This window comes from Bradyrhizobium campsiandrae, assembly GCF_014529705.1.
Taxonomy (GTDB): Bacteria; Pseudomonadota; Alphaproteobacteria; order Rhizobiales; family Xanthobacteraceae; genus Bradyrhizobium; species Bradyrhizobium campsiandrae.
In genome coordinates this window covers 81,293-98,985 of sequence record NZ_JAANIH010000001.1, presented here as the reverse complement: position 1 = coordinate 98,985, position 17,693 = coordinate 81,293, and the positions used below count along the sequence as shown (strand labels likewise).

Below are 17,693 nucleotides of genomic sequence, written 5' to 3'. Positions count from 1 at the left end.
CCACCATGCTCGATCGCGACGAGGATATTCTGAAGGCGGCGGAAGACTGGCAGAAGGCCGGCCGTGGCGTCGCGCTGGCCACTGTCGTCGAGACCTGGGGCTCGGCCCCGCGGCCGGCAGGCTCGAGCCTCGTCATCAATGACGAGGGCACGTTCTTAGGGTCCGTCTCCGGCGGCTGCGTCGAGGGCGCCGTGGTCACCGAGGCCATGGACGTGATCGAGAGCGGCAAGCCGAAGATGCTCGAGTTCGGCGTCGCCGACGAGACCGCCTGGAATGTCGGACTGTCCTGCGGTGGCACCATCCGCGTCTTCGTCGAGAAGGTCGGCTAGCCGTGAAGCTCGCAATTTTGCACGAACTCAACGCCGAGCGCGCCGCGCGCCGGCCTGTGATTTTGGTGACCGACACCGAGAGTGGCGAGCAGCGCCTGGTGAAGGCGGCTGATTTCGCCAAGGATCCGCTGCGCGCGGAATTGGACAAACAGCTTCGCATGGGCAAGAGCGCCAGTGTCGAGGCCGGCGGCAAGAAGCTGTTTTTCAACGTTTACGCGCCGACTGCAAAGCTCGTCATCGTCGGCGCCGTCCATATCAGCCAGGCGCTGGCGCCGCTGGCGCGCTCGCTCGGCTATGACGTCACCGTTATCGATCCGCGCACGGCCTTTGCGAGCCCCGAGCGCTTCCCCGACATTCCGCTGATCGCGGAATGGCCTGATACCGCGCTGCCGCCGCTCAATGTCGATGCCTATACGGCTTTCGTCGCGGTGACGCACGATCCCAAGATCGACGATCCCGCGCTGCTCCATGCCTTCGAACGCAACTGCTTCTACATCGGCGCGCTCGGCTCGCGGAAGACGCATGCCAAGCGCGGCGACCGCTTGCGGGCGCAGGGCGCCAAGGACAGTGACATCGCGCGCATCCACGCGCCGATCGGGCTCGCGATCGGCGCGGTCTCGCCGTCCGAGATTGCGGTGGCGATCATGGCCGAGATTACGGCGGTGCTCCGTCTGCCACCCAAGGAAAAAGAAGAAGCAGCATGAAGTTCGGCCCGGCGAGCCCGAAGGATGCGATCGGCGGGGTGACCGTGCACACCCTGCGCCAGGGCCCGCTGGTGCTGAAGAAAGGCACGACCATCGGCCCAGCCGAGGTCGAAGCATTGGAGCGAGCAGGCATCAAGGACATCGTCGTCGTGCGCATGGAGGCGGGCGACGTCTCCGAGGACGTCGCTGCGGCCAGCATTGCGCTCGCCATTGGCGGTGCGGGCATTCATGTCGAGCGCGCCTTTACCGGCCGCGCCAACCTGTTTGCCGCGCAGCCGGGCGTGCTGGTAATCGACCGGGCCGCGGTCGACCGCATCAACAATGTCGACGAGGCCATCACCTTTGCCACGCTCTCGGCGTTCAAGCCGGTGGTCGAAGGCGAGATGGTCGGCACCGTCAAGATCATTCCGTTCGGGGTCGAAGGCTCCTTGCGCGACGCCGCGGTGAAGGCCGCCGGCCACGATGTGCTGAAAATCGCGCCCTACGTCATCAAGCGTGTCGGCGTGGTCTCCACGCTGCTGCCGGGCCTGTCGTCCAAGGTGATCGACAAGACGCTACGCGTCACCGCCGAGCGGCTCGCGCCGGCTGGCGCCAGCATTATCGCCGAGCGGCGGGTCCCGCATGAGGAGCAGGCGCTGTCGGCCGCGATCAAGGAATTGCTCGGAGTAGGTGCGGAGCTCGTGATCGTGTTCGGCGCGTCCGCGATCGCCGACCGCCGCGACGTCATTCCTGCGGCGGTGATAGGGATCGGCGGCGAGATCGAGCATTTCGGCATGCCGGTCGATCCCGGCAATTTGCTTCTGATCGCACGCGCCGGCAGCGTGCCGGTGCTAGGCGCGCCGGGCTGCGCGCGCTCGCCGGTCGAGAACGGCTTTGACTGGGTGCTGATGCGGCTGCTTGCCGGCATCAAGGTGACGCGCTCCGAGCTGATGGGCATGGGCGTCGGCGGCCTCTTGATGGAGATCGTGACGCGTCCCCAGCCGCGTGCAAAGCCCGAGACCGAGGGTAACAGGCAGGTCGGCGCCATCGTGCTCGCCGCGGGTCGCTCGACCCGGATGGGCGGTCCGAACAAGTTGCTCGCCGAGCTCGACGGCAAGAAGCTGGTGCGGATCGCGACCGAGCAGGCGCTGGCGTCGAGGGCATCCGAGGTGATCGTCGTCACCGGCCACCAGACCGAACTGGTCGAGCAGGCGCTGCAGGGCCTGAAGGTGCGCTTCGTCAAGAATCCTGATTTTGCAGGTGGCATCGCGAGCTCGGTCAAAGCAGGCATCGCCGCCGTGTCCGAGGCTTGCGACGGTGCCGTGGTTTGCCTTGGCGACATGCCGCTGATCAATGCCGGCCTGATCGACAGGCTCATCGACAGCTTTGCGCCGGACCGCGGCAATCTCATCGTCGTGCCGGTCAGCGAAGGCCGCCGCGGCAATCCCGTGCTGTGGTCGCGCCGCTTCTTCAGGGAATTGATGACGCTCGACGGCGACGTCGGCGCGCGTCATTTGATTGCCAAGCACGCGGAAGCGGTGGCCGAAGTGCCTGTCGATGGCGAGAGCGCGTTCCTGGATATCGATACGCCGCAGGCCTTGGAAGCTGCTAGAGGCGGATGACGCTGCCGTAGGCCGGGCAAAGGCGCAGAGCGCAGTGCCCACGATATATTCGATGCGGCCATGGGTGGGCACGCTAGGATTTGCCTATCCACGGCACTTTCCGCGGTGACACATTACGGATCGCCAATTTCAACCACTCGTTCACCATCTGGAAACGACCGCCGCTTAAAGTCCTTTCGCACCTGCCTTGGGGGGAGGGGTTTTTCCATGGTTTCGAACCTCGTCGCGCGCCGTTGCGCGATGTTTTTCTTTGCGCTGTCGGTTTGTGTCGCAGGCGCCCGTCACATCACGCAAGCTCATGCGGCCGGCGCGTTTGCCGTCGGCAAGTGCGGCGCCTACGGCCAGGCCTATGATTACGGCGCCGAGCAGGAGGCGCGTGCCGCCGCTCAAAAGCAGTGCAAGGGCGACTGCACGACCGTGACGATGAAGCGCGCCTGCGCGGCGATGTCGGTCGACATGGCCAACCCCTGCGGCGCCTACGGCTATGCCGTGAAACCGAAGATCTCGGCCTCGCTCAATGCCGCCACCCGTGAATGCTACAAATATGGCGGCAAGGAATGCGTGATCCGCGCTTGGGCTTGCGACGCCAAAGGTTGATCGCCAAAGGTGACCGCCAAGGGTTGATCGCCAAGGGTTGATCGTCAAGGGTTGATCGTCAAGGGTTGATCGGTTGACGCAGTCGATCAGGGCGCGGTGCGGGCCGACCAGGGCACTTTCGTTCTGACGAACTCCGACCAGGCCTGGTTCAGGCGCGGCTCGACGCCGACCATGGCGTGCGCCTGCCAGCCGGCGATTGCGGCCACGGCCGGGCTGCTGTCCGCCTCCGTGCCGATGTCGGCGAGCAGCGAGGCCGTCGTCGCCATGTCATTGTAGATGCCGAGCTGCTGCTGCAGTTCGGCCAGCTTGCTCGAAAAACGTTTGGTGGATTTTCGTTCGCCGTAAAGCGGCAGCAGGAAATCGGCCACATAGCGCAGTTTCTTCGCGGCAAGCCGGACCCGGTGCCGCTCTTCCGTGCTGCGTGACTTGAAGCGGCGGCCGCGCTTGAGCACTTTGGCATGCTGGGCGGAAAGAATGCGCTGCGCGAAATTGGTGGCGGGCTCCGCCAGTTGCCCCAGATGTTCCGGTGCGACGTCGCTGCGCCAGCCGCGCGCTTCGATCCAGCCGCCAAGCCCGATCAGGAAATAGGACGTGCGGCGATCGGCCAGCACCTGGCGCACCTTGTCGTAACTGGCGCCTCTGCGCTGCTCGACGGCGCTTTCAAGCGCGTCGAAGCCCGCGATCGAGGGGCAGCCCTTCGCGACGATGCGCAATGTGTCTTGTTGAAAGACGTCCCAGTCACGCGCTGGCGAAAGATTTTGCGCGAGCCATCTTGCCTCCGACCGGAACAGGTCGAGCTTGTTCAACGACACCACCGATCGCATCAGGTCCATTGCCGATCGCAGGCGTCGCAGCGCGACGCGCAGCTGGTGAATGCCCTCGGGATCTCGCCCGTCCTCGGCGGCCGGAATCGACTGCAGCAGATGCTGCAGACAGGCGCGCAGGATCGCAGCAAAAGTCTCGTCGAGCGAGGACGACGGATCAAGCCGAAGCTTGCGCGGCCTCCTGACCGCCGGCGGGACGTCGGCCGCAAGTTCGAATCCGCGCGCCGATTTGCTGCGAATGGAAGGCCTGGCCGGTCCATGCTCGGCAAGCCGGAGCGCGAGCTCCCAGATGGCGGAGGGGCTGCCCGCCTTGAGCTCGAGTTCGATCTCGCTGACCTGAAGCGACCGGTCGCCGGACGTCAGATGGCCCTGGTCGAACGCGACCTCAATCGTGCCCGACGGCAGGTCGACGAGGCGTTGATGCCGGCGAATGTCGGTGCTGAAGACGGCGACGAGCGGGTGACGGGCGAGATCGGCGCGGAGCTTCTCCGGCAGGAAGGGCAGCGCCAGCGCGACATCGGGCGTCATCGAAGGCACGCCGGCCACCCATTCGCCGCGCCGAAGCGGGTCGTTGCGGGTTTCGGCCTTCACCGTTTGTGTGAAGCGTGAGCCGCTCTGGCGGACCCGAAAGCTCAGTCCGTTGCGTTGAAGTGCACGCTTGGGCGTATCGTAGTAGATGGCTCTCAGATGCTTGCGCGAGCCCTTGTTGCGCGCGTTCGCCGCAATGACGGGCGCATGACCGAAGTCGGCCAGTCGATCGGGGGCCACCAGCAGTTTGAGTTCGATCTCGGCAGCGTGCGGAGTTGCATCGCGGAATGGAGCTGTCTCGGCGGCAGCTGGCTCGGCGCGCGCATCATCGACAAAGGAATTGGCCTGCAGGGACGCGTCCGGAGAAGGTCCGTCGTCAGGGAACGCGGAACCCGACGTTCCACCAGCGGCGGGGATGGCGAAGCTGCTGATTTTCTTCCCCTCGTCCGGGACCGAATGGCCATTGGCCTTCGCAAGCCGTTGAACGGGTTCGAGGACTCGCTTGATCGCACCGGTTTCGGACATGCAGAGTTTATGACAGTTCAGTGACGGGATGCCGACATATACTCCACTGGACTCGCGAGGAGAAGCGCAGCGGGTCGCACCTCCATTGAATTTTCCGAGCTGTGATCGACGGGGCAATCCAGGTTAGGTTCGTGTCCGCCGCCGGCGTGCGAGGAATTATCTTTTGTTTCCCGATGCTTGGATGTGTGTTGGGAGATGTCATGCAGTTCGACACCAAGATTGCCGTCGTCATTCGCAACGATCTGGAAGCCTGGCAGAAGCTCAACGTCGCCTCGTTCCTGACGAGCGGGATTGCGGCCGCCTTTCCGGGGTGCATCGGCGAAATCTATGAGGACGCTTCGAGCACGAGATATCTTGCGCTGATCGGCCAGCCGATCCTGATCTATGGTGCTGATGGTCCAGCCTTGTCGCGCGCCCTCGATCGTGCGCTCACGCGCAACGTCACGCCGGCGATCTATACTGAGGACATGTTCAAGACCACCCATGATGAAGCCAATCGAGCAGCGGTGAAGGCCGTTGCACGCGCCCATCTCAATCTCGTCGGCATCGCCATGCGCGCCGAGCGCAAGGTGATCGACAAGATCGTCGATGGATTGAAGTTCCATCAGTGATGTCGCACGACGTCGCGGCGTCGTGATCGCGATTGCTTGCGCAAACTTTGGGCGCTTTGACTCCGATCAAGGGGGAGGCGATCGTCACGGTTAGTCTGTTCCCATGACGCAAGGGAGCAGACCGATGCCAACCATGAAAGCCGCCGTTGTCAAACAATTCGGCAAACCGCTCGTGATCGAGGACGTGCCGGTCCCGCAGCCCGGTCCGGGCGAGGTGCTGGTCAAGGTGAAGGCTTGCGGCGTCTGTCATACCGATCTGCACGCCGCCTCCGGCGATTGGCCGGTGAAGCCGGTTCCGCCCTTCATTCCCGGACATGAAGCCGCCGGCATCGTCGCGGCGCTCGGGCCCGGCGTGAAGAATCTGAAAGTCGGCGACGCCGTTGGTGTGGCCTGGCTGCATGACGCGTGCATGAGTTGCGAATATTGCGAGACCGGCTGGGAGACGCTGTGCGAACATCAGCACAACACCGGCTACAGCGTGAACGGCGGCTTTGCCGAATATGTCGTTGCCTCCGCCGCATTCGCCGCGAAGCTTCCGGCGACGATCGATTTCGCCGCCATCGCGCCGATCCTGTGCGCGGGCGTCACCACCTACAAGGGATTGAAGGAGACCGAGGCAAAGCCCGGCGAATGGGTCGTGATCTCAGGCGTCGGCGGGCTCGGCCATGTCGCGATCCAGTACGCCAAGGCGATGGGGCTCAAGGTCGCGGCCGTCGATATCGCCGAGGACAAGCTCGCGCTCGCGCGCCAGGCGGGGGCCGATCTCGCGGTCAATGCGCTCGCAGCAGGCGCCGTGGATAACGTCCTTGCGGCAACCGGGGGCGGGGCGCATGGCGTGCTGGTGACGGCCGTCTCGACCGCCGCCTTCGCCCAGGCGCTGAAGATGGTCCGCCGGAAGGGCACCCTCAGCCTCGTCGGCCTGCCGCCGGGCGAGTTTCCGACGCCGATCTTCGACGTCGTGCTCAAGCGCATCACCGTGCGCGGCTCCATCGTCGGCACCCGCCGCGATCTCGACGAGGCCATTGGCTTCGCCGCCGAAGGCAAGGTCAAGGCTGAAGTGACGAAGGTGCCGCTGGCGAAAATCAACGACGTCTTCGACCGAATGAAGGCCGGCAAGATCGACGGCCGCATGGTGCTCGACTTTGGCTAAAGCGTTTTCGAGCGCCTCAGCCGGGCGGCATCCTCTCGAACGTCGTCAGGCCGGAATCGAGAGGGTCCCAGTCATAGGCGCGCACCGCGTAGGTGACCGCCTGGGGCTTGTAGCGCGCGGGCTCGTCGAGGCTCGCGGCGCGGATGGTGAAGATGTCGGGCATGGCCTTGAAGGTCATATAGACGGCCAAGCCGCACTCGGGGCAGAAGGCGCGCGTCTTCACATTGCCGCTGTCGCCGGTCATGTCCCATGTTTTGGCGTCGCCGCTCACGGTGACGCCGGCGCGTGCGAAGGTGGCGTAGGAGCCGTGGCCGGTGCCGCTTTCACGTTGGCAGTCCCGGCATTGGCAATGATTGGAGAACATGGGCTCGCCGGCGATCGAATAACGGATCGCGCCGCAGGCGCAGCCGCCGGTATAGGGCTTGGCCATCGTGGTGGCTCCTCAGCTCTCTTCGCCGCTGATCTCGTCGAGCTGCTGGACGACCTTCTTCCAGCCGCCGCTCATGACGGTGTAGGCGCTCTCGTTCCCAGGCAGCACGAAGCCGGCATGAACCAGCTGGATCCGCGTGCCGGCTTCGACCGGGGTGAGGGACCACGTTACGACGGTGTCGAGCGGCGCGCCGTAGCCGGTGTTGCGCGCATCGCCGCCCTGCCAAGCGTAGACGAGCCGTCTGCAAGGCACGACCTCGAGAACGCGGCAATGAATGACGCCGTCCCAATGGCCGCCCGGCTTGGTCTGGTAGGTGAAGGTGTTGCCCTCGACCGCCTCGAAGCCGGTCGGCGGCATCAGCCAGCGCCCGATCAATTCGGCGCTGGTCAGCGCCTTCCAGATCGCCTCGGGCGCGTGAGGGAAGACCTCGTCGATGACGATGTCTTTTGTTTCGGCTTTCAACGCGGCAGCACTCACGGATCGATCTCCTTCAAGAGGTCACGCAGATTCTGCAAGCGCTCGCGCCAGAAGACACCGTAATGATCCATCCAGGTGACCAGAGGCTCGAGTCCCCCCGGCGCGGCGCGGTAATAGACGTTGCGGCCCTCGGCGCGCTCGGCGACGAGGCCTGCCTGTTTCAACGATTTCAGATGCTGCGAGATCGCACCCTGGGTGACGCCGCTGCCGCGCGTCAGCTCGGCGACGCTGATCTCCCTGCTGTCGAACACGCGCTCGAACACGGTGCGGCGGGTCGGATCGGCGAGCGCGCGCATCACGGCGGTGACGGGATTTGGGGCGGCTTCAATCATGAAATTCAATTAGCAAATGCTAATTCATTAGTCAACGCTAATTCATCGACTCTGTCTGCTTGACGGCCCAGTTTACTTGACGATGACTGACCAGTCAGTCATATTTAAATAATGAGAAAGAAACCCACCAGGGCGGCTGTGGCCAAGGCAGCAAGCAATGAGCCCGCACCCGGCGAGGCGGTTACAGCTCCAGCGTCGAGCCGCGCCACGCGCGCAGCGAAGCGACGTGCCGCCATCGTCGAGGCGGCGATGGAGGAATTCATTGCGCGCGGCTTTGCCGCAACGCGGCTCGACGATATTGCCAAACGGGCGGGCGTCGCCAAGGGCACGATCTACCTGCATTTCAAGGACAAGGAGTCGATGTTCGAGGAGCTGGTCCGCATCGTGATCGTGCCCGTGGTGGCGCGGCTCACGGCGTTGCCGCCGCCGACCGGCTCGGTGCGCGACCTCATCGAGGGCATCGCCGGCCACTTCCTGAAAGAGATGATCGGCACGCGCCGCGGCGATCTCGTTCGGCTGATCGTGGCGGAAGGGCCGCGCTTTCCCTCGGTCGCCGACTTCTACTACCGCGAGGTCGTCTCGCGCGGGCTCGCCAGCATGCGCGCCCTGATCGAGCTCGGCATCGCCCGCGGCGAGATCCACCAGAATAGCCTCGCACGCTATCCGCAGATCCTGATCGCGCCGGCGATGATCGCGGTGATCTGGCAGAGCCTGTTTGCGCGGCATGCGCCGCTCGATGCGCAGGACATGCTGCGTGTCCATCTCGATTTGATTTTTGGCGAACGGAGGACGACATGACGTCGTCGCAAGGAATTTTCAGGTTTGCATTGGTCGCCGCGCTGGCCCTCGGGCTTGCTGCCTGCCAGGAGAAGCGCGATCCCGGCTTTCAGGGCTGGGTCGAGGCCGACATGATCTATGTCAGCCCGGACGAAGCGGGCCGCGTGACCAAGCTCGATATCCGCGAGGGCGACGTGGTCAAGGTGGGCGATCCCCTCTATTCCGTCGATGATGATCTCCAGCTCGCCGATCTCAACCAGACCAAGGCGACGCTGGCCAATGCGCAGCAGGTGTTCGATCGTGCGGAATCCCTGCGCAAGACCGGCTCCGGTACGCAAGCCACCCTGGATTCCGCTGTCTCTGATTTACGGGTCGCGCAGGCGCGGGTGGTGACGTCGGAGACGCGGCTGGCGCGGCGCAGGGGCTTTGCGCCGGTCGCCGGCACCATCCAGCAGATCTACTTCCGCGAGGGTGAGATGGTGGCGGCGCAGCGGCCGGTGCTCTCGATCATGCCGCCGGGCAACATGAAGCTGCGCTTCTTCGTGCCGGAAACCGAGTTGCCGAAGCTGTCGATCGGCGACCAGGTGCGGGTGGCCTGCGACAATTGCGCCGCCGACCTCACGGCAAAGATCTACTTCATCGCGACCTCGGCCGAATACACCCCGCCCGTGATCTACAGCCTCGAGGAGCGCAACAAGCTCGTCTATCTGATCCAGGCGCGGCCGTCGCGGCCCGATGCGCTTCGGGTAGGGCAGCCGATCGACGTCTATCTCAATCCAAAAACTCCGGTGGCGGACAAGCGATGAACGGCGGCAACGACATCGCGATCGACGTCAAGGGCCTGACCAAATCGTTCGGCGGCCGCGAGGTCGTGCACGATCTGTCGATGCAGGTGAAGCGTGGCTCGATCTACGGCTTCCTCGGGCCGAACGGCTCGGGCAAGACCACCACCATCCGCATTCTCTGTGGCCTGCTGACGCCCGACAGCGGCGAGGGCACCTGCCTTGGCTACGACATTCTGAAGGATTCCGAAAAGATCAAGCGCCGGGTCGGCTACATGACCCAGCGCTTCAGCTTGTATCAGGACCTCTCGGTGCGGGAGAACCTCGAATTCGTCGCGCGGCTCTATGGCCTCGCCGACGCACGCGGCGCGGCGCGCGACATGATCCGGCGGCTCGGTCTCTCCGGCCGCGAGGAGCAGCTCGCCGGCGAGCTCTCCGGCGGCTGGAAGCAGCGGCTGGCGTTGGGCGCCTGCACGCTGCCCAATCCGCAATTGCTGCTGCTGGACGAGCCGACCGCGGGCGTCGATCCCAAGGCGCGGCGCGACTTCTGGAACGAGATCCACGCGCTCGCGGCCGACGGTCTCACCGTGCTGGTCTCGACCCATTACATGGACGAGGCCGAACGCTGCCATGAGATCGCCTATATCGCCTACGGCCATCTCCTGGCGCGCGGCACAGTCGACGAGGTGATCGCGAAATCCGCGCTGGCGACCTACACCGTCACGGGCGAGTTGAGCGGTCTTGCGGCAGAGCTCGCCGGCAAGCCCGGGGTCGACATGGTGGCGCCGTTCGGCACCTCGCTGCACGTCTCGGGCCGCGATGTTGCGGCGTTAGAGGCCAGCATCGCGCCATGGCGGGACAAGAGCGGCCTGCACTGGCAGAAGTCGGCGCCGTCGCTGGAAGACGTCTTCATCGAACTGATGGGCCGCTCCCGGGACAATTTCCAATGAGCACCATTCGATCAACCGGCCCCTTGCGGGAGATCCGCGATCGCTTCGGCTTCTGGCGGCGTTCCTATGCCATGATGGCGAAGGAGTTCATTCAGCTTCGGCGCGACCGCGTCTCGTTCGCGATGATCGTGGCGATCCCGGTGATGCAGCTTCTCCTGTTCGGCTACGCCATCAACACCACGCCGCATCATCTGCCGACCGCGGTGCTGCTGCAGGAGGACTCCGATCTTGCCCGCTCGGTCCTGAAGGCGCTGGAGAACACCGCCTATTTCCACTTTATCTACGAAGTGCACGACGTCGACGATTTCGACAATCTGCTGAAGTCCGGCAAGGTGCTGTTCGGCGTCGAGATCCCGCGCGGCTTCGAACGGGCGGTGCGGCGCGGCGATAAGCCGGCGCTGCTGGTCGCAGCCGACGCGACCGATCCAGTCGCCGCAAGCTCCGCACTCGGTTCGCTCGGAATGATCGTGCAGACCGCGCTCCAGCACGATCTCTATATCGGCGATCCCCCGGCGCTGCCGTTCGAGATCCGGGCGCATGCGCGCTACAATCCGGCCGCGGAATCGCGGCTTAACATCGTGCCGGGACTGGTCGGCACCATCCTCACCATGACGATGCTGATCTTCACGGCGCTGTCGGTGACGCGCGAGATTGAACGTGGCACCATGGAGAGCCTGCTGTCGATGCCGATCACGCCGATCGAGGTGATGATCGGCAAGATCGTGCCGTACATCCTGGTCGGCTTCATCCAGGCTTTCCTGATCGTCAATATCGGGGTGTTCCTGTTCGGCGTCCCGGTGCTCGGCAATTTGCTCCTGCTCGCCGTACTCTCGACCCTCTTCATCGCCGCAAATCTCGCGATCGGCTACACGTTCTCCACCATCGCGCAGAATCAACTGCAGGCGATTCAGATGTCGTTCATGTTCTTCCTGCCGAGCATTCTGCTGTCCGGCTTCATGTTCCCGTTCGCGGGCATGCCGGCCTGGGCGCAATATGTCGGCGAATGCCTGCCGCTGACGCACTACATTCGCATCGTCCGCGCCATCATGCTGAAGGGCGCGACCATGCCGAACCTGCGTTTCGATACGTTGGCGCTGGCGGCGCTGATGCTGGTGGCCATGACCATCGCCGTGACGCGCTTCCGTCGCACGCTGGATTGAGGCAGACTGCCCCGGAATCGGGGGATGGAATGGTCAGCTTTTTGAAAGCCCGGCAAAGAGCCGTCCTATCGGAGGAGTTCGAGCGCGAGTTGACGCGCGAAGTGCTGCGCACCGAGCTGCTGCGGGTGAGGGCGCTGATCGCCACCGGCCTGGTCATGCTGGGCTTGCTCACGGCAACCTTCGTGATGGATCCTGCGATCTCGAACCGGATCTGGCGCGGAACCGAGGGCATGCTCCGCGAATATGCCATCCTGATAGGCTTTCTGCTCTTCGAGGTCTGGGTCCATAGCCAGATCAGCCGAAACCTCAAGCTCGATCGCGACCTGCCGGTGGTCAGGCGCTACATCGGCGCAACGATCGAAACGTCGCTGCCGACGCTCATCCTGATCCTGCAGATCCACAGCATGGGCGCTGGGCCCGCGCTCGGTTTCGTGTTGCCGCTGGTCTATTTCATCTTCGTCATTCTTTCGACGCTGCGGCTCGATTTCTGGCTGTCCACCTTCACGGGATTTGTCGCGGCAAGCGAACTGCTGACGGTCGCGCTCTACTACAATTCCGCCAGCGACACCGGCGAGCCCCTGATCTACTTCCACACCGTGCGCAGCATGGTCATCCTGGTTTGCGGCGTGCTGGCGGGCTCGGTCGGCGCGCAGTTGCGGCGGCAGTTCGCCGCGAGCATCGCGGCGGCGACGGCGCGCGACCGGGTGACCAACCTGTTCGGCCAGCACGTCTCCCCGCAAGTGGTCGAGCGGCTGATGGCGGAGGGTACCAGCCTCGCCGGTGACATCAGGCGCGTCGCCGTGATGTTCGTCGATTTCCGCGGCTTCACCGCCGGGGCCCAGTCGCGTACGCCGCAGGAGGTGGTCGACCGGCTCGATGGCGCCTTCGCTGTGCTGGTCGACATTCTCGATCGCCATGGCGGCATCGTGAACAAGTTTCTCGGCGACGGCTTCCTCGCGCTGTTCGGCGCGCCGCTGGAGGCGTCCGACGCCGCGCATCGCGCGGTCGCAGCGGGCCGCGACATGCTGATCGCGATGGACCACATCAATGCGCAGACCAGCTGGCCGCTCAGGATCGGCATCGGCATCCATTTCGGCGAGGTCGTCGCCGGCAATATCGGATCGCCCCGGCGCAAGGAATACACGGTGATCGGCGACACCGTGAACTTTGCCTCGCGGCTGGAGGCCCTCAACAAGGAGTTCGGCTCGCAGCTCCTGATCTCCGCATCCGTGCGCGAGGCGCTCGGCGATGACGGCAAGGATGCAGTCGCGCTCGGCGAGGTCAGCGTGCGCGGCTACGAGCAGCCGGTCGCCGTGTTTCAACTGGGGTGAGGCGATCGCTCGCATTTGTTTGAAGACGCGCGCTGAAATATCCCCGGTCGTTCTCCGCTCTTGCACTCAGGACGTCGAAATTCATTCGACGTCCCGATACCATGCGGAGAAAATCCATGATCCGATTGAGCTTTGTCTCGGCCGCCCTGATTGCCGCAGCCGTCTATCAAATCGAGGCGGCATCCGCCCGTGACACTGCCCCTGCACGGCGCGGTGTTACGCATGCGACGGCCGATTGCGTCAGGGCACCGGCAGAAGGTGCCTATGCGTCCGCTCCCTACAAGGAGCCGCCCTGCATGCCCAAGACCACGAACTGACGATCCGCGCAAGGTGAGGCCGGTCCGGTGATGGTCGCCGGCCCGGCCCTGGGGCGCACCGCGGCCCGGTCTTGCAATAATGCTTGACGGCTGCCTCATATAGTCATGTATATGACTATATGAATATGGCCCCGCGCGATGAACGCCTGCCTCGTTACCAGCGCCTGCGCGACGACCTCGCCGCGCGGATTGTCAGCAATGAATGGCGGCCAGGCGAGCCGATCCCGTCGGAAGCGGAACTCGGCGCGCATTACGGCGTCGCCATTGGCACCGTGCGCAAGGCGATCGACCAGCTCGTCGCGGACGCCGTGCTGGAGCGCCAGCAGGGCCGCGGCACCTTCGTGCGCCGGGCACGCTTCAACTCCTCGCTGTTCCGCTTCTTCCGCTTCCAGTCCGAGAGCGGCGAGCGGCGCGTGCCGAAGAGCCGCATCCTCAGGCGAAAAAGCGTGCCGGCGACGTCGGCCGTGGCGTCGGCGCTGCGTATTCCCATCGGCGAGCCCGTGATCAGCCTGTCGCGCCTGCGGCTGATCGACGACGTGCCGCTGCTCGCCGAAGAGATCTGGCTCCAGCAATCGCGCTTCGCCGAGATCCTTGAGATCGACACCACCGAGTTCGGCGACCTGCTGTATCCGCTCTATGAGGAGCGCTGCGGCGAGGTGGTGGTCTCCGCCGAGGAAATTCTGACGGTCGAGACTGCCAATGAGATGCAGGCGCGGCTGCTCCGGCTCGAGGCCCAGGCGCCACTGATCATGATCGAGCGCCTCGCGCTCGATCTGGAGCGACGCCCGATCGAATGGCGCCGCTCGCGCGGGCCGGCGGATCGCTTCCGTTACCACGCCGAGATCCGGTGACGGCCGAATTCAACGATACCAAGCAATAAGCGCATACAAGGGTAGGAAACATGTCGAACTGGTACAGTGAAAGCTCGCCGCTGGAGCGGCGCACCTTCTGGGCAAGCTTTGGCGGCTGGGCCTTGGATGCGCTCGACGTCCAGATGTTCGGCCTTGCGATTCCCGCACTGATCGCGGCCTTCCACATCAGCAAGGCCGACGCCGGCCTGCTCGGCTCGGTCACGCTGTTCTTCGGCGCGTTCGGCGGCTGGCTGGGCGGCGCGCTCGGCGATCGCTTTGGTCGCGTCAAGGCGCTCCAGATCACGGTCGCGACCTTTGCGCTCGCAACCTTCGCCTCGGCCTTTGCGATGAGCTACACCCAGCTCCTGGTGCTCAAGGCCATCCAGGGCCTCGGCTTCGGCGCCGAATGGGCCTGCGGCGCGGTGCTGATGGCCGAGATCATCCGTCCCGAGCATCGCGGCAGGGCACTTGGCACGGTGCAGAGCGCCTGGGCCGTCGGCTGGGGCGCGGCGGTGCTGCTGTCGGCGCTGGTCTTCACCTCTGCGCCGGCGGATATTGCCTGGCGCATCCTGTTTGCGATCGGCTTGTTGCCGGCGCTGCTCATCATCTTCATCCGCCGCGGGCTGAAAGAGCCGGCGCGCGCCGTTGCGAAGGAGGCAGAGGCGCCGTTCCTTGCCACGCTGTCGGGCATCTTCCATCGCGACGTGCTGCGCTCGACCCTGGTCGGCGGTCTGTTCGGCATCGGCGCCCATGGCGGCTATGCCGCGCTGACGACGTTCCTGCCGACCTTCCTGCGCGAGGTGCGGCATTTGTCGGTGCTCGGCTCCAGCCTCTATCTCGCCGTGATCATCGTCGCCTTCTTCTGCGGCTGCGTCGCGAGCGGCATCATCAGCGACCGCATCGGTCGGCGCGCCAATGTCGCGCTGTTCGCAAGCGCCTGCATCGCAACCGTGCTCGCCTATATCTTCGCGCCGCTGACCGATGGCCAGATGCTGGTGCTCGGCTTTCCGCTCGGCTTCTTCTCGGCCGGCATTCCCGCGAGCATGGCCGCGCTGTTCAGCGAGCTCTATCCCGCGGGCGTCCGCGGCACCGGGGTGGGCTTCTGCTACAATTTCGGCCGCGTCGTCTCCGCCGCGTTTCCCTTCCTCGTCGGCTTCCTCAGTGATCACATCGGACTTGGGCCTGCGATCGGCATCGATGCGGCCTTTGCCTATTCGCTGGTGCTGATCGCGGTGCTGCTCCTGCCGGAAACCCGCGGCAAGGTGTTCGAGGTACCTGCGCCAACGCGCGCCTGAGGCGGGATGAGGAGAAGCCATCATGACGATCTTCCAACGCGGCATGACGCGCCGCCAGTTTGCTGCAGGTCTCGCATCGCTCACGACTGCGGTCGCAACCACAGCCAGGAGTGAGGCAGCCTTGCCTGAGATCGATACCCATGCGCATGTCTTCCACCGCGACCTCAAGCTCGCGCCGGGCCGGCGCTACGCGCCTGACTACGACGCGCCGCTATCCCTGTATCTCGAGCAGCTCGACCGCAACGGCATGACCAATGGCGTGCTGGTGCAGCCGAGCTTTCTCGGTACCGACAATTCCTATCTCGTCGACTGCCTGAAGCAGACCGCAGGTCGGCTGCGCGGCATTGCCGTGGTCGATCTCTCGATCGCTGCGGCCGAGCTGCGCGCTCTCGATCGCGCCGGAGTGGCCGGCATTCGCCTCAATCTCGTCGGCCAGCCCTTGCCTGATCTTGCGGCGAACGAATGGAAGGCGCTGCTTGCGCAAGTGAAAGCGATGGGCTGGCAGGTTGAAATCCAGCGCAACGCATCGGACCTCGCGGTGCTTGCGCCGCAGCTTCTCGATCTCGGCGTCACCGTCGTGCTCGATCACTACGCGCTGCCGGATCCGAAGCTCGGTGTTGCCGATCCCGGTTTTCAGGCGGTGCTCAAGCTCGGCGCGACGAGGAACGTCTGGGTCAAGATCTCGGCACCGTACCGCAATGGCGCGGCCGGCGAGAGCTTCGCGCAGCAAGCCTATCCGCTATTGCGCAGCGCCTACGGCCTCGATCGCCTGCTCTGGGGCAGCGATTGGCCGCACACGCAATTCGAGGCGACGCAGACCTACGCCAAGAACCGGCAATTCCTCGACACGCTCATCGTCGATGCGCGCGAGCGTGCGCAGGTGCTGGCCTCGCCGCGGCCTCTCTTCCGCTTCTGACACGCTGCCGCGATTGCTCCGATTGCACTCAATTTTGGGGCATGACGGGCGATGTTGTGCCCTTGTAGAGTGCGGCGCGAGGCGGCCGGCTTGCGGCCGCCGTTTTGCGTGAGGACATGCCATGCAGCGCCGCTACGTCACCGTCGACGTGTTCACCGACCGCGCCTTCGGCGGCAACCAGCTTGCCGTGGTGCTGGACGCCGAGCGGCTCTCGACGCGGCAGATGCAGGCGATCGCGACCGAGTTCAACTATTCCGAGACGACCTTCGTGCTGCCGCCGCGCGACAAGGCCAACGACGCCGAAGTGCGCATCTTCACGCCGGTGCTGGAGATTGCCTTCGCCGGCCATCCCAATGTCGGCACCGCCTTCGTGCTGGCCTCGATGGCGAAGGAGCCGAAGCCGCGCCTCTCGTTCGAGGAGAAGGCTGGCCTCGTGCCGGTCGAGATCGTGCGAGAGCAGGGCAGGGTGATCAGAACCGAGCTCACCGCGCCGCAGCCGCTGCAGCGCTATGCGCTAATGTCACCGGCTGAGGCGGCGAGCTGCATCTCGCTGAGTGCCGAGGATATCAAGACCGACAACCACGCACCTCACGTCGTCACCGTCGGAAATGCGTTTCTGGTGATGGAGCTGCATTCGCGCGAGGCGTTGAAGCGGGCCCGGCCGGACGCTGCGGCCTATGGCAAGGTCTTGCCGCGCGATGGCGCCCGCTCGGTGTGGTTCTACACGCGCGACGTGCCGACCTCGGAGGCGCCCTGCGAGCGGCAGGCGCGCATGTTCATGCGCGGCGCCAGCGGCCTCACCGAGGATCCCGCCACCGGCAGCGCGACGGTCGCGGCCGCCGCGCTGTTCGCCGATCTCGATCCTGTCAGCGATGGCGAGCTGAAGCTGACGGTCGGCCAGGGCTTTGACATGGGCCGGCCCAGCATCCTGCAGACGCGCGTTCTCAAGCGGGACGGCAAGATTGTCTCCGCCCATGTCGGCGGTGCCTGCGTGCAGATGCTGGAAGGGACGTTCAACCTGGCGCGCGAGGACCCCTCATCCTGAGGCGCGAGTGGCGCGACGCAAAGCGTCGCGCCGGGAGCCCCAAAGGATGCACGGCCGAGCTGTCACAGCGGTTGCACGCCGTCGTCCTTCGAGGGCCGCTGAAGAAGCGGCCACCTCAGGATGACGGCTACGGATAAAGTCGTCGTCTCGTCTTCCCTTCG

General features: G+C 64.9%; 20 protein-coding genes. 16 read left to right on the top strand and 4 right to left on the bottom strand.

All coding sequences use genetic code 11. The features are described from left to right. Positions 1–5 precede the first annotated feature (5 nt). From G8O24_RS00500 to G8O24_RS00485, 4 genes are all read left to right on the top strand, one after another. Positions 6–329, top strand: a complete 324-nt coding sequence (locus tag G8O24_RS00500) for an XdhC family protein (RefSeq protein WP_008564652.1) — start codon at positions 6–8, stop codon at positions 327–329. A gap of 2 nt (positions 330–331) precedes the next feature. Next, positions 332–1,033, top strand: a complete 702-nt coding sequence (locus G8O24_RS00495; RefSeq protein WP_188095440.1) for an XdhC family protein — start codon at positions 332–334, stop codon at positions 1,031–1,033. After that, positions 1,030–2,634: an NTP transferase domain-containing protein gene (locus G8O24_RS00490; protein ID WP_188095438.1), complete on the top strand. Its 1,605-nt coding sequence runs from the start codon at positions 1,030–1,032 to the stop codon at positions 2,632–2,634. Before G8O24_RS00495 ends, G8O24_RS00490 begins: the two co-directional genes overlap by 4 nt. 207 nt (positions 2,635–2,841) lie before the next feature. Then, complete coding sequence (locus G8O24_RS00485) at positions 2,842–3,231, top strand: DUF4189 domain-containing protein (protein ID WP_188095436.1); 390 nt, start codon at positions 2,842–2,844, stop codon at positions 3,229–3,231. Positions 3,232–3,317: 86 nt separating this feature from the next. On the opposite strand, the gene G8O24_RS00480 is transcribed toward G8O24_RS00485, so the two are convergent. Then, positions 3,318–5,108: a CYTH and CHAD domain-containing protein gene (locus G8O24_RS00480; protein WP_188095434.1), complete on the bottom strand. Its 1,791-nt coding sequence runs from the start codon at positions 5,106–5,108 to the stop codon at positions 3,318–3,320. A 200-nt stretch (positions 5,109–5,308) separates the two neighbouring features. Here G8O24_RS00480 and G8O24_RS00475 point away from each other — a divergent pair, with 200 nt between their 5' ends. Together G8O24_RS00475 and adhP are read left to right on the top strand one after the other, a co-directional pair. Further along, positions 5,309–5,719 (top strand): DUF2000 family protein, encoded by a 411-nt coding sequence (locus tag G8O24_RS00475; RefSeq protein WP_188095432.1) that lies wholly within the window; start codon positions 5,309–5,311, stop codon positions 5,717–5,719. 124 nt (positions 5,720–5,843) lie between these two features. Continuing rightward, positions 5,844–6,869: an alcohol dehydrogenase AdhP gene (gene adhP / locus G8O24_RS00470; protein WP_188095431.1), complete on the top strand. Its 1,026-nt coding sequence runs from the start codon at positions 5,844–5,846 to the stop codon at positions 6,867–6,869. Positions 6,870–6,885: 16 nt separating this feature from the next. On the opposite strand, the gene G8O24_RS00465 is transcribed toward adhP, so the two are convergent. Genes G8O24_RS00465 through G8O24_RS00455 form a run of 3 tightly spaced genes read right to left on the bottom strand, consistent with a single transcriptional unit; the run spans position 6,886 to position 8,108 of the window. Then, positions 6,886–7,299 carry a GFA family protein gene (locus G8O24_RS00465; protein WP_188095429.1) on the bottom strand — a complete coding sequence of 138 codons (414 nt, stop codon included), beginning with the start codon at positions 7,297–7,299 and terminating at the stop codon, positions 6,886–6,888. A gap of 12 nt (positions 7,300–7,311) precedes the next feature. Further along, positions 7,312–7,776: an SRPBCC family protein gene (locus G8O24_RS00460; protein WP_188095427.1), complete on the bottom strand. Its 465-nt coding sequence runs from the start codon at positions 7,774–7,776 to the stop codon at positions 7,312–7,314. Next, a complete protein-coding gene (locus tag G8O24_RS00455) occupies positions 7,773–8,108 on the bottom strand; it encodes an ArsR/SmtB family transcription factor (protein WP_188095425.1) in 336 nt (111 codons plus the stop codon). Before G8O24_RS00455 ends, G8O24_RS00460 begins: the two co-directional genes overlap by 4 nt. A gap of 111 nt (positions 8,109–8,219) precedes the next feature. Between G8O24_RS00455 and G8O24_RS00450 the strand changes: the two genes are divergently transcribed. From G8O24_RS00450 to G8O24_RS00405, 10 genes are all read left to right on the top strand, one after another. Beyond that, positions 8,220–8,906: a TetR/AcrR family transcriptional regulator gene (locus G8O24_RS00450; protein WP_188095423.1), complete on the top strand. Its 687-nt coding sequence runs from the start codon at positions 8,220–8,222 to the stop codon at positions 8,904–8,906. After that, positions 8,903–9,691 carry an HlyD family secretion protein gene (locus G8O24_RS00445; RefSeq protein ID WP_188095422.1) on the top strand — a complete coding sequence of 263 codons (789 nt, stop codon included), beginning with the start codon at positions 8,903–8,905 and terminating at the stop codon, positions 9,689–9,691. Before G8O24_RS00450 ends, G8O24_RS00445 begins: the two co-directional genes overlap by 4 nt. Next, the gene (locus G8O24_RS00440; RefSeq protein WP_188095419.1) at positions 9,688–10,617 is read left to right on the top strand and encodes an ABC transporter ATP-binding protein; all 930 of its coding nucleotides are present in this window, start codon (positions 9,688–9,690) and stop codon (positions 10,615–10,617) included. The genes G8O24_RS00445 and G8O24_RS00440 overlap by 4 nt, the downstream gene beginning before the upstream one ends. After that, a complete protein-coding gene (locus G8O24_RS00435) occupies positions 10,614–11,777 on the top strand; it encodes an ABC transporter permease (protein ID WP_188095418.1) in 1,164 nt (387 codons plus the stop codon). The genes G8O24_RS00440 and G8O24_RS00435 overlap by 4 nt, the downstream gene beginning before the upstream one ends. Before the next feature lie 29 nt (positions 11,778–11,806). Further along, complete coding sequence (locus G8O24_RS00430) at positions 11,807–13,108, top strand: adenylate/guanylate cyclase domain-containing protein (RefSeq protein WP_188095416.1); 1,302 nt, start codon at positions 11,807–11,809, stop codon at positions 13,106–13,108. 116 nt (positions 13,109–13,224) lie between these two features. Further along, a complete protein-coding gene (locus G8O24_RS00425) occupies positions 13,225–13,425 on the top strand; it encodes a hypothetical protein (protein ID WP_188095414.1) in 201 nt (66 codons plus the stop codon). 119 nt (positions 13,426–13,544) lie between these two features. Beyond that, positions 13,545–14,276, top strand: coding sequence for a GntR family transcriptional regulator (locus tag G8O24_RS00420; RefSeq protein WP_202988738.1), 732 nt, complete (start codon positions 13,545–13,547; stop codon positions 14,274–14,276). Between the two features lie 50 nt (positions 14,277–14,326). Beyond that, positions 14,327–15,571 (top strand): MFS transporter, encoded by a 1,245-nt coding sequence (locus G8O24_RS00415; protein ID WP_188095410.1) that lies wholly within the window; start codon positions 14,327–14,329, stop codon positions 15,569–15,571. Between the two features lie 22 nt (positions 15,572–15,593). After that, positions 15,594–16,487 (top strand): amidohydrolase family protein, encoded by an 894-nt coding sequence (locus G8O24_RS00410; protein WP_188095408.1) that lies wholly within the window; start codon positions 15,594–15,596, stop codon positions 16,485–16,487. Positions 16,488–16,608: 121 nt separating this feature from the next. After that, complete coding sequence (locus G8O24_RS00405; RefSeq protein WP_188095406.1) at positions 16,609–17,532, top strand: PhzF family phenazine biosynthesis protein; 924 nt, start codon at positions 16,609–16,611, stop codon at positions 17,530–17,532. Positions 17,533–17,693: the final 161 nt, after the last annotated feature.

What these genes read in the sequence shown, in the direction of transcription:
- G8O24_RS00425 (WP_188095414.1), top strand. Translation starts at nt 13,225, where the DNA reads ATGATCCGATTGAGCTTTGTCTCGGCCGCCCTGATTGCCGCAGCCGTC.
- G8O24_RS00500 (WP_008564652.1), top strand. Translation starts at nt 6, where the DNA reads ATGCTCGATCGCGACGAGGATATTCTGAAGGCGGCGGAAGACTGGCAG.
- G8O24_RS00480 (WP_188095434.1), bottom strand. Translation starts at nt 5,108, where the DNA reads ATGTCCGAAACCGGTGCGATCAAGCGAGTCCTCGAACCCGTTCAACGG.
- G8O24_RS00475 (WP_188095432.1), top strand. Translation starts at nt 5,309, where the DNA reads ATGCAGTTCGACACCAAGATTGCCGTCGTCATTCGCAACGATCTGGAA.
- G8O24_RS00465 (WP_188095429.1), bottom strand. Translation starts at nt 7,299, where the DNA reads ATGGCCAAGCCCTATACCGGCGGCTGCGCCTGCGGCGCGATCCGTTAT.
- G8O24_RS00415 (WP_188095410.1), top strand. Translation starts at nt 14,327, where the DNA reads ATGTCGAACTGGTACAGTGAAAGCTCGCCGCTGGAGCGGCGCACCTTC.
- G8O24_RS00485 (WP_188095436.1), top strand. Translation starts at nt 2,842, where the DNA reads ATGGTTTCGAACCTCGTCGCGCGCCGTTGCGCGATGTTTTTCTTTGCG.
- G8O24_RS00410 (WP_188095408.1), top strand. Translation starts at nt 15,594, where the DNA reads ATGACGATCTTCCAACGCGGCATGACGCGCCGCCAGTTTGCTGCAGGT.
- G8O24_RS00405 (WP_188095406.1), top strand. Translation starts at nt 16,609, where the DNA reads ATGCAGCGCCGCTACGTCACCGTCGACGTGTTCACCGACCGCGCCTTC.
- G8O24_RS00450 (WP_188095423.1), top strand. Translation starts at nt 8,220, where the DNA reads ATGAGAAAGAAACCCACCAGGGCGGCTGTGGCCAAGGCAGCAAGCAAT.
- G8O24_RS00490 (WP_188095438.1), top strand. Translation starts at nt 1,030, where the DNA reads ATGAAGTTCGGCCCGGCGAGCCCGAAGGATGCGATCGGCGGGGTGACC.
- G8O24_RS00435 (WP_188095418.1), top strand. Translation starts at nt 10,614, where the DNA reads ATGAGCACCATTCGATCAACCGGCCCCTTGCGGGAGATCCGCGATCGC.
- G8O24_RS00455 (WP_188095425.1), bottom strand. Translation starts at nt 8,108, where the DNA reads ATGATTGAAGCCGCCCCAAATCCCGTCACCGCCGTGATGCGCGCGCTC.
- G8O24_RS00445 (WP_188095422.1), top strand. Translation starts at nt 8,903, where the DNA reads ATGACGTCGTCGCAAGGAATTTTCAGGTTTGCATTGGTCGCCGCGCTG.
- G8O24_RS00430 (WP_188095416.1), top strand. Translation starts at nt 11,807, where the DNA reads ATGGTCAGCTTTTTGAAAGCCCGGCAAAGAGCCGTCCTATCGGAGGAG.
- adhP (WP_188095431.1), top strand. Translation starts at nt 5,844, where the DNA reads ATGCCAACCATGAAAGCCGCCGTTGTCAAACAATTCGGCAAACCGCTC.
- G8O24_RS00420 (WP_202988738.1), top strand. Translation starts at nt 13,545, where the DNA reads ATGAATATGGCCCCGCGCGATGAACGCCTGCCTCGTTACCAGCGCCTG.
- G8O24_RS00440 (WP_188095419.1), top strand. Translation starts at nt 9,688, where the DNA reads ATGAACGGCGGCAACGACATCGCGATCGACGTCAAGGGCCTGACCAAA.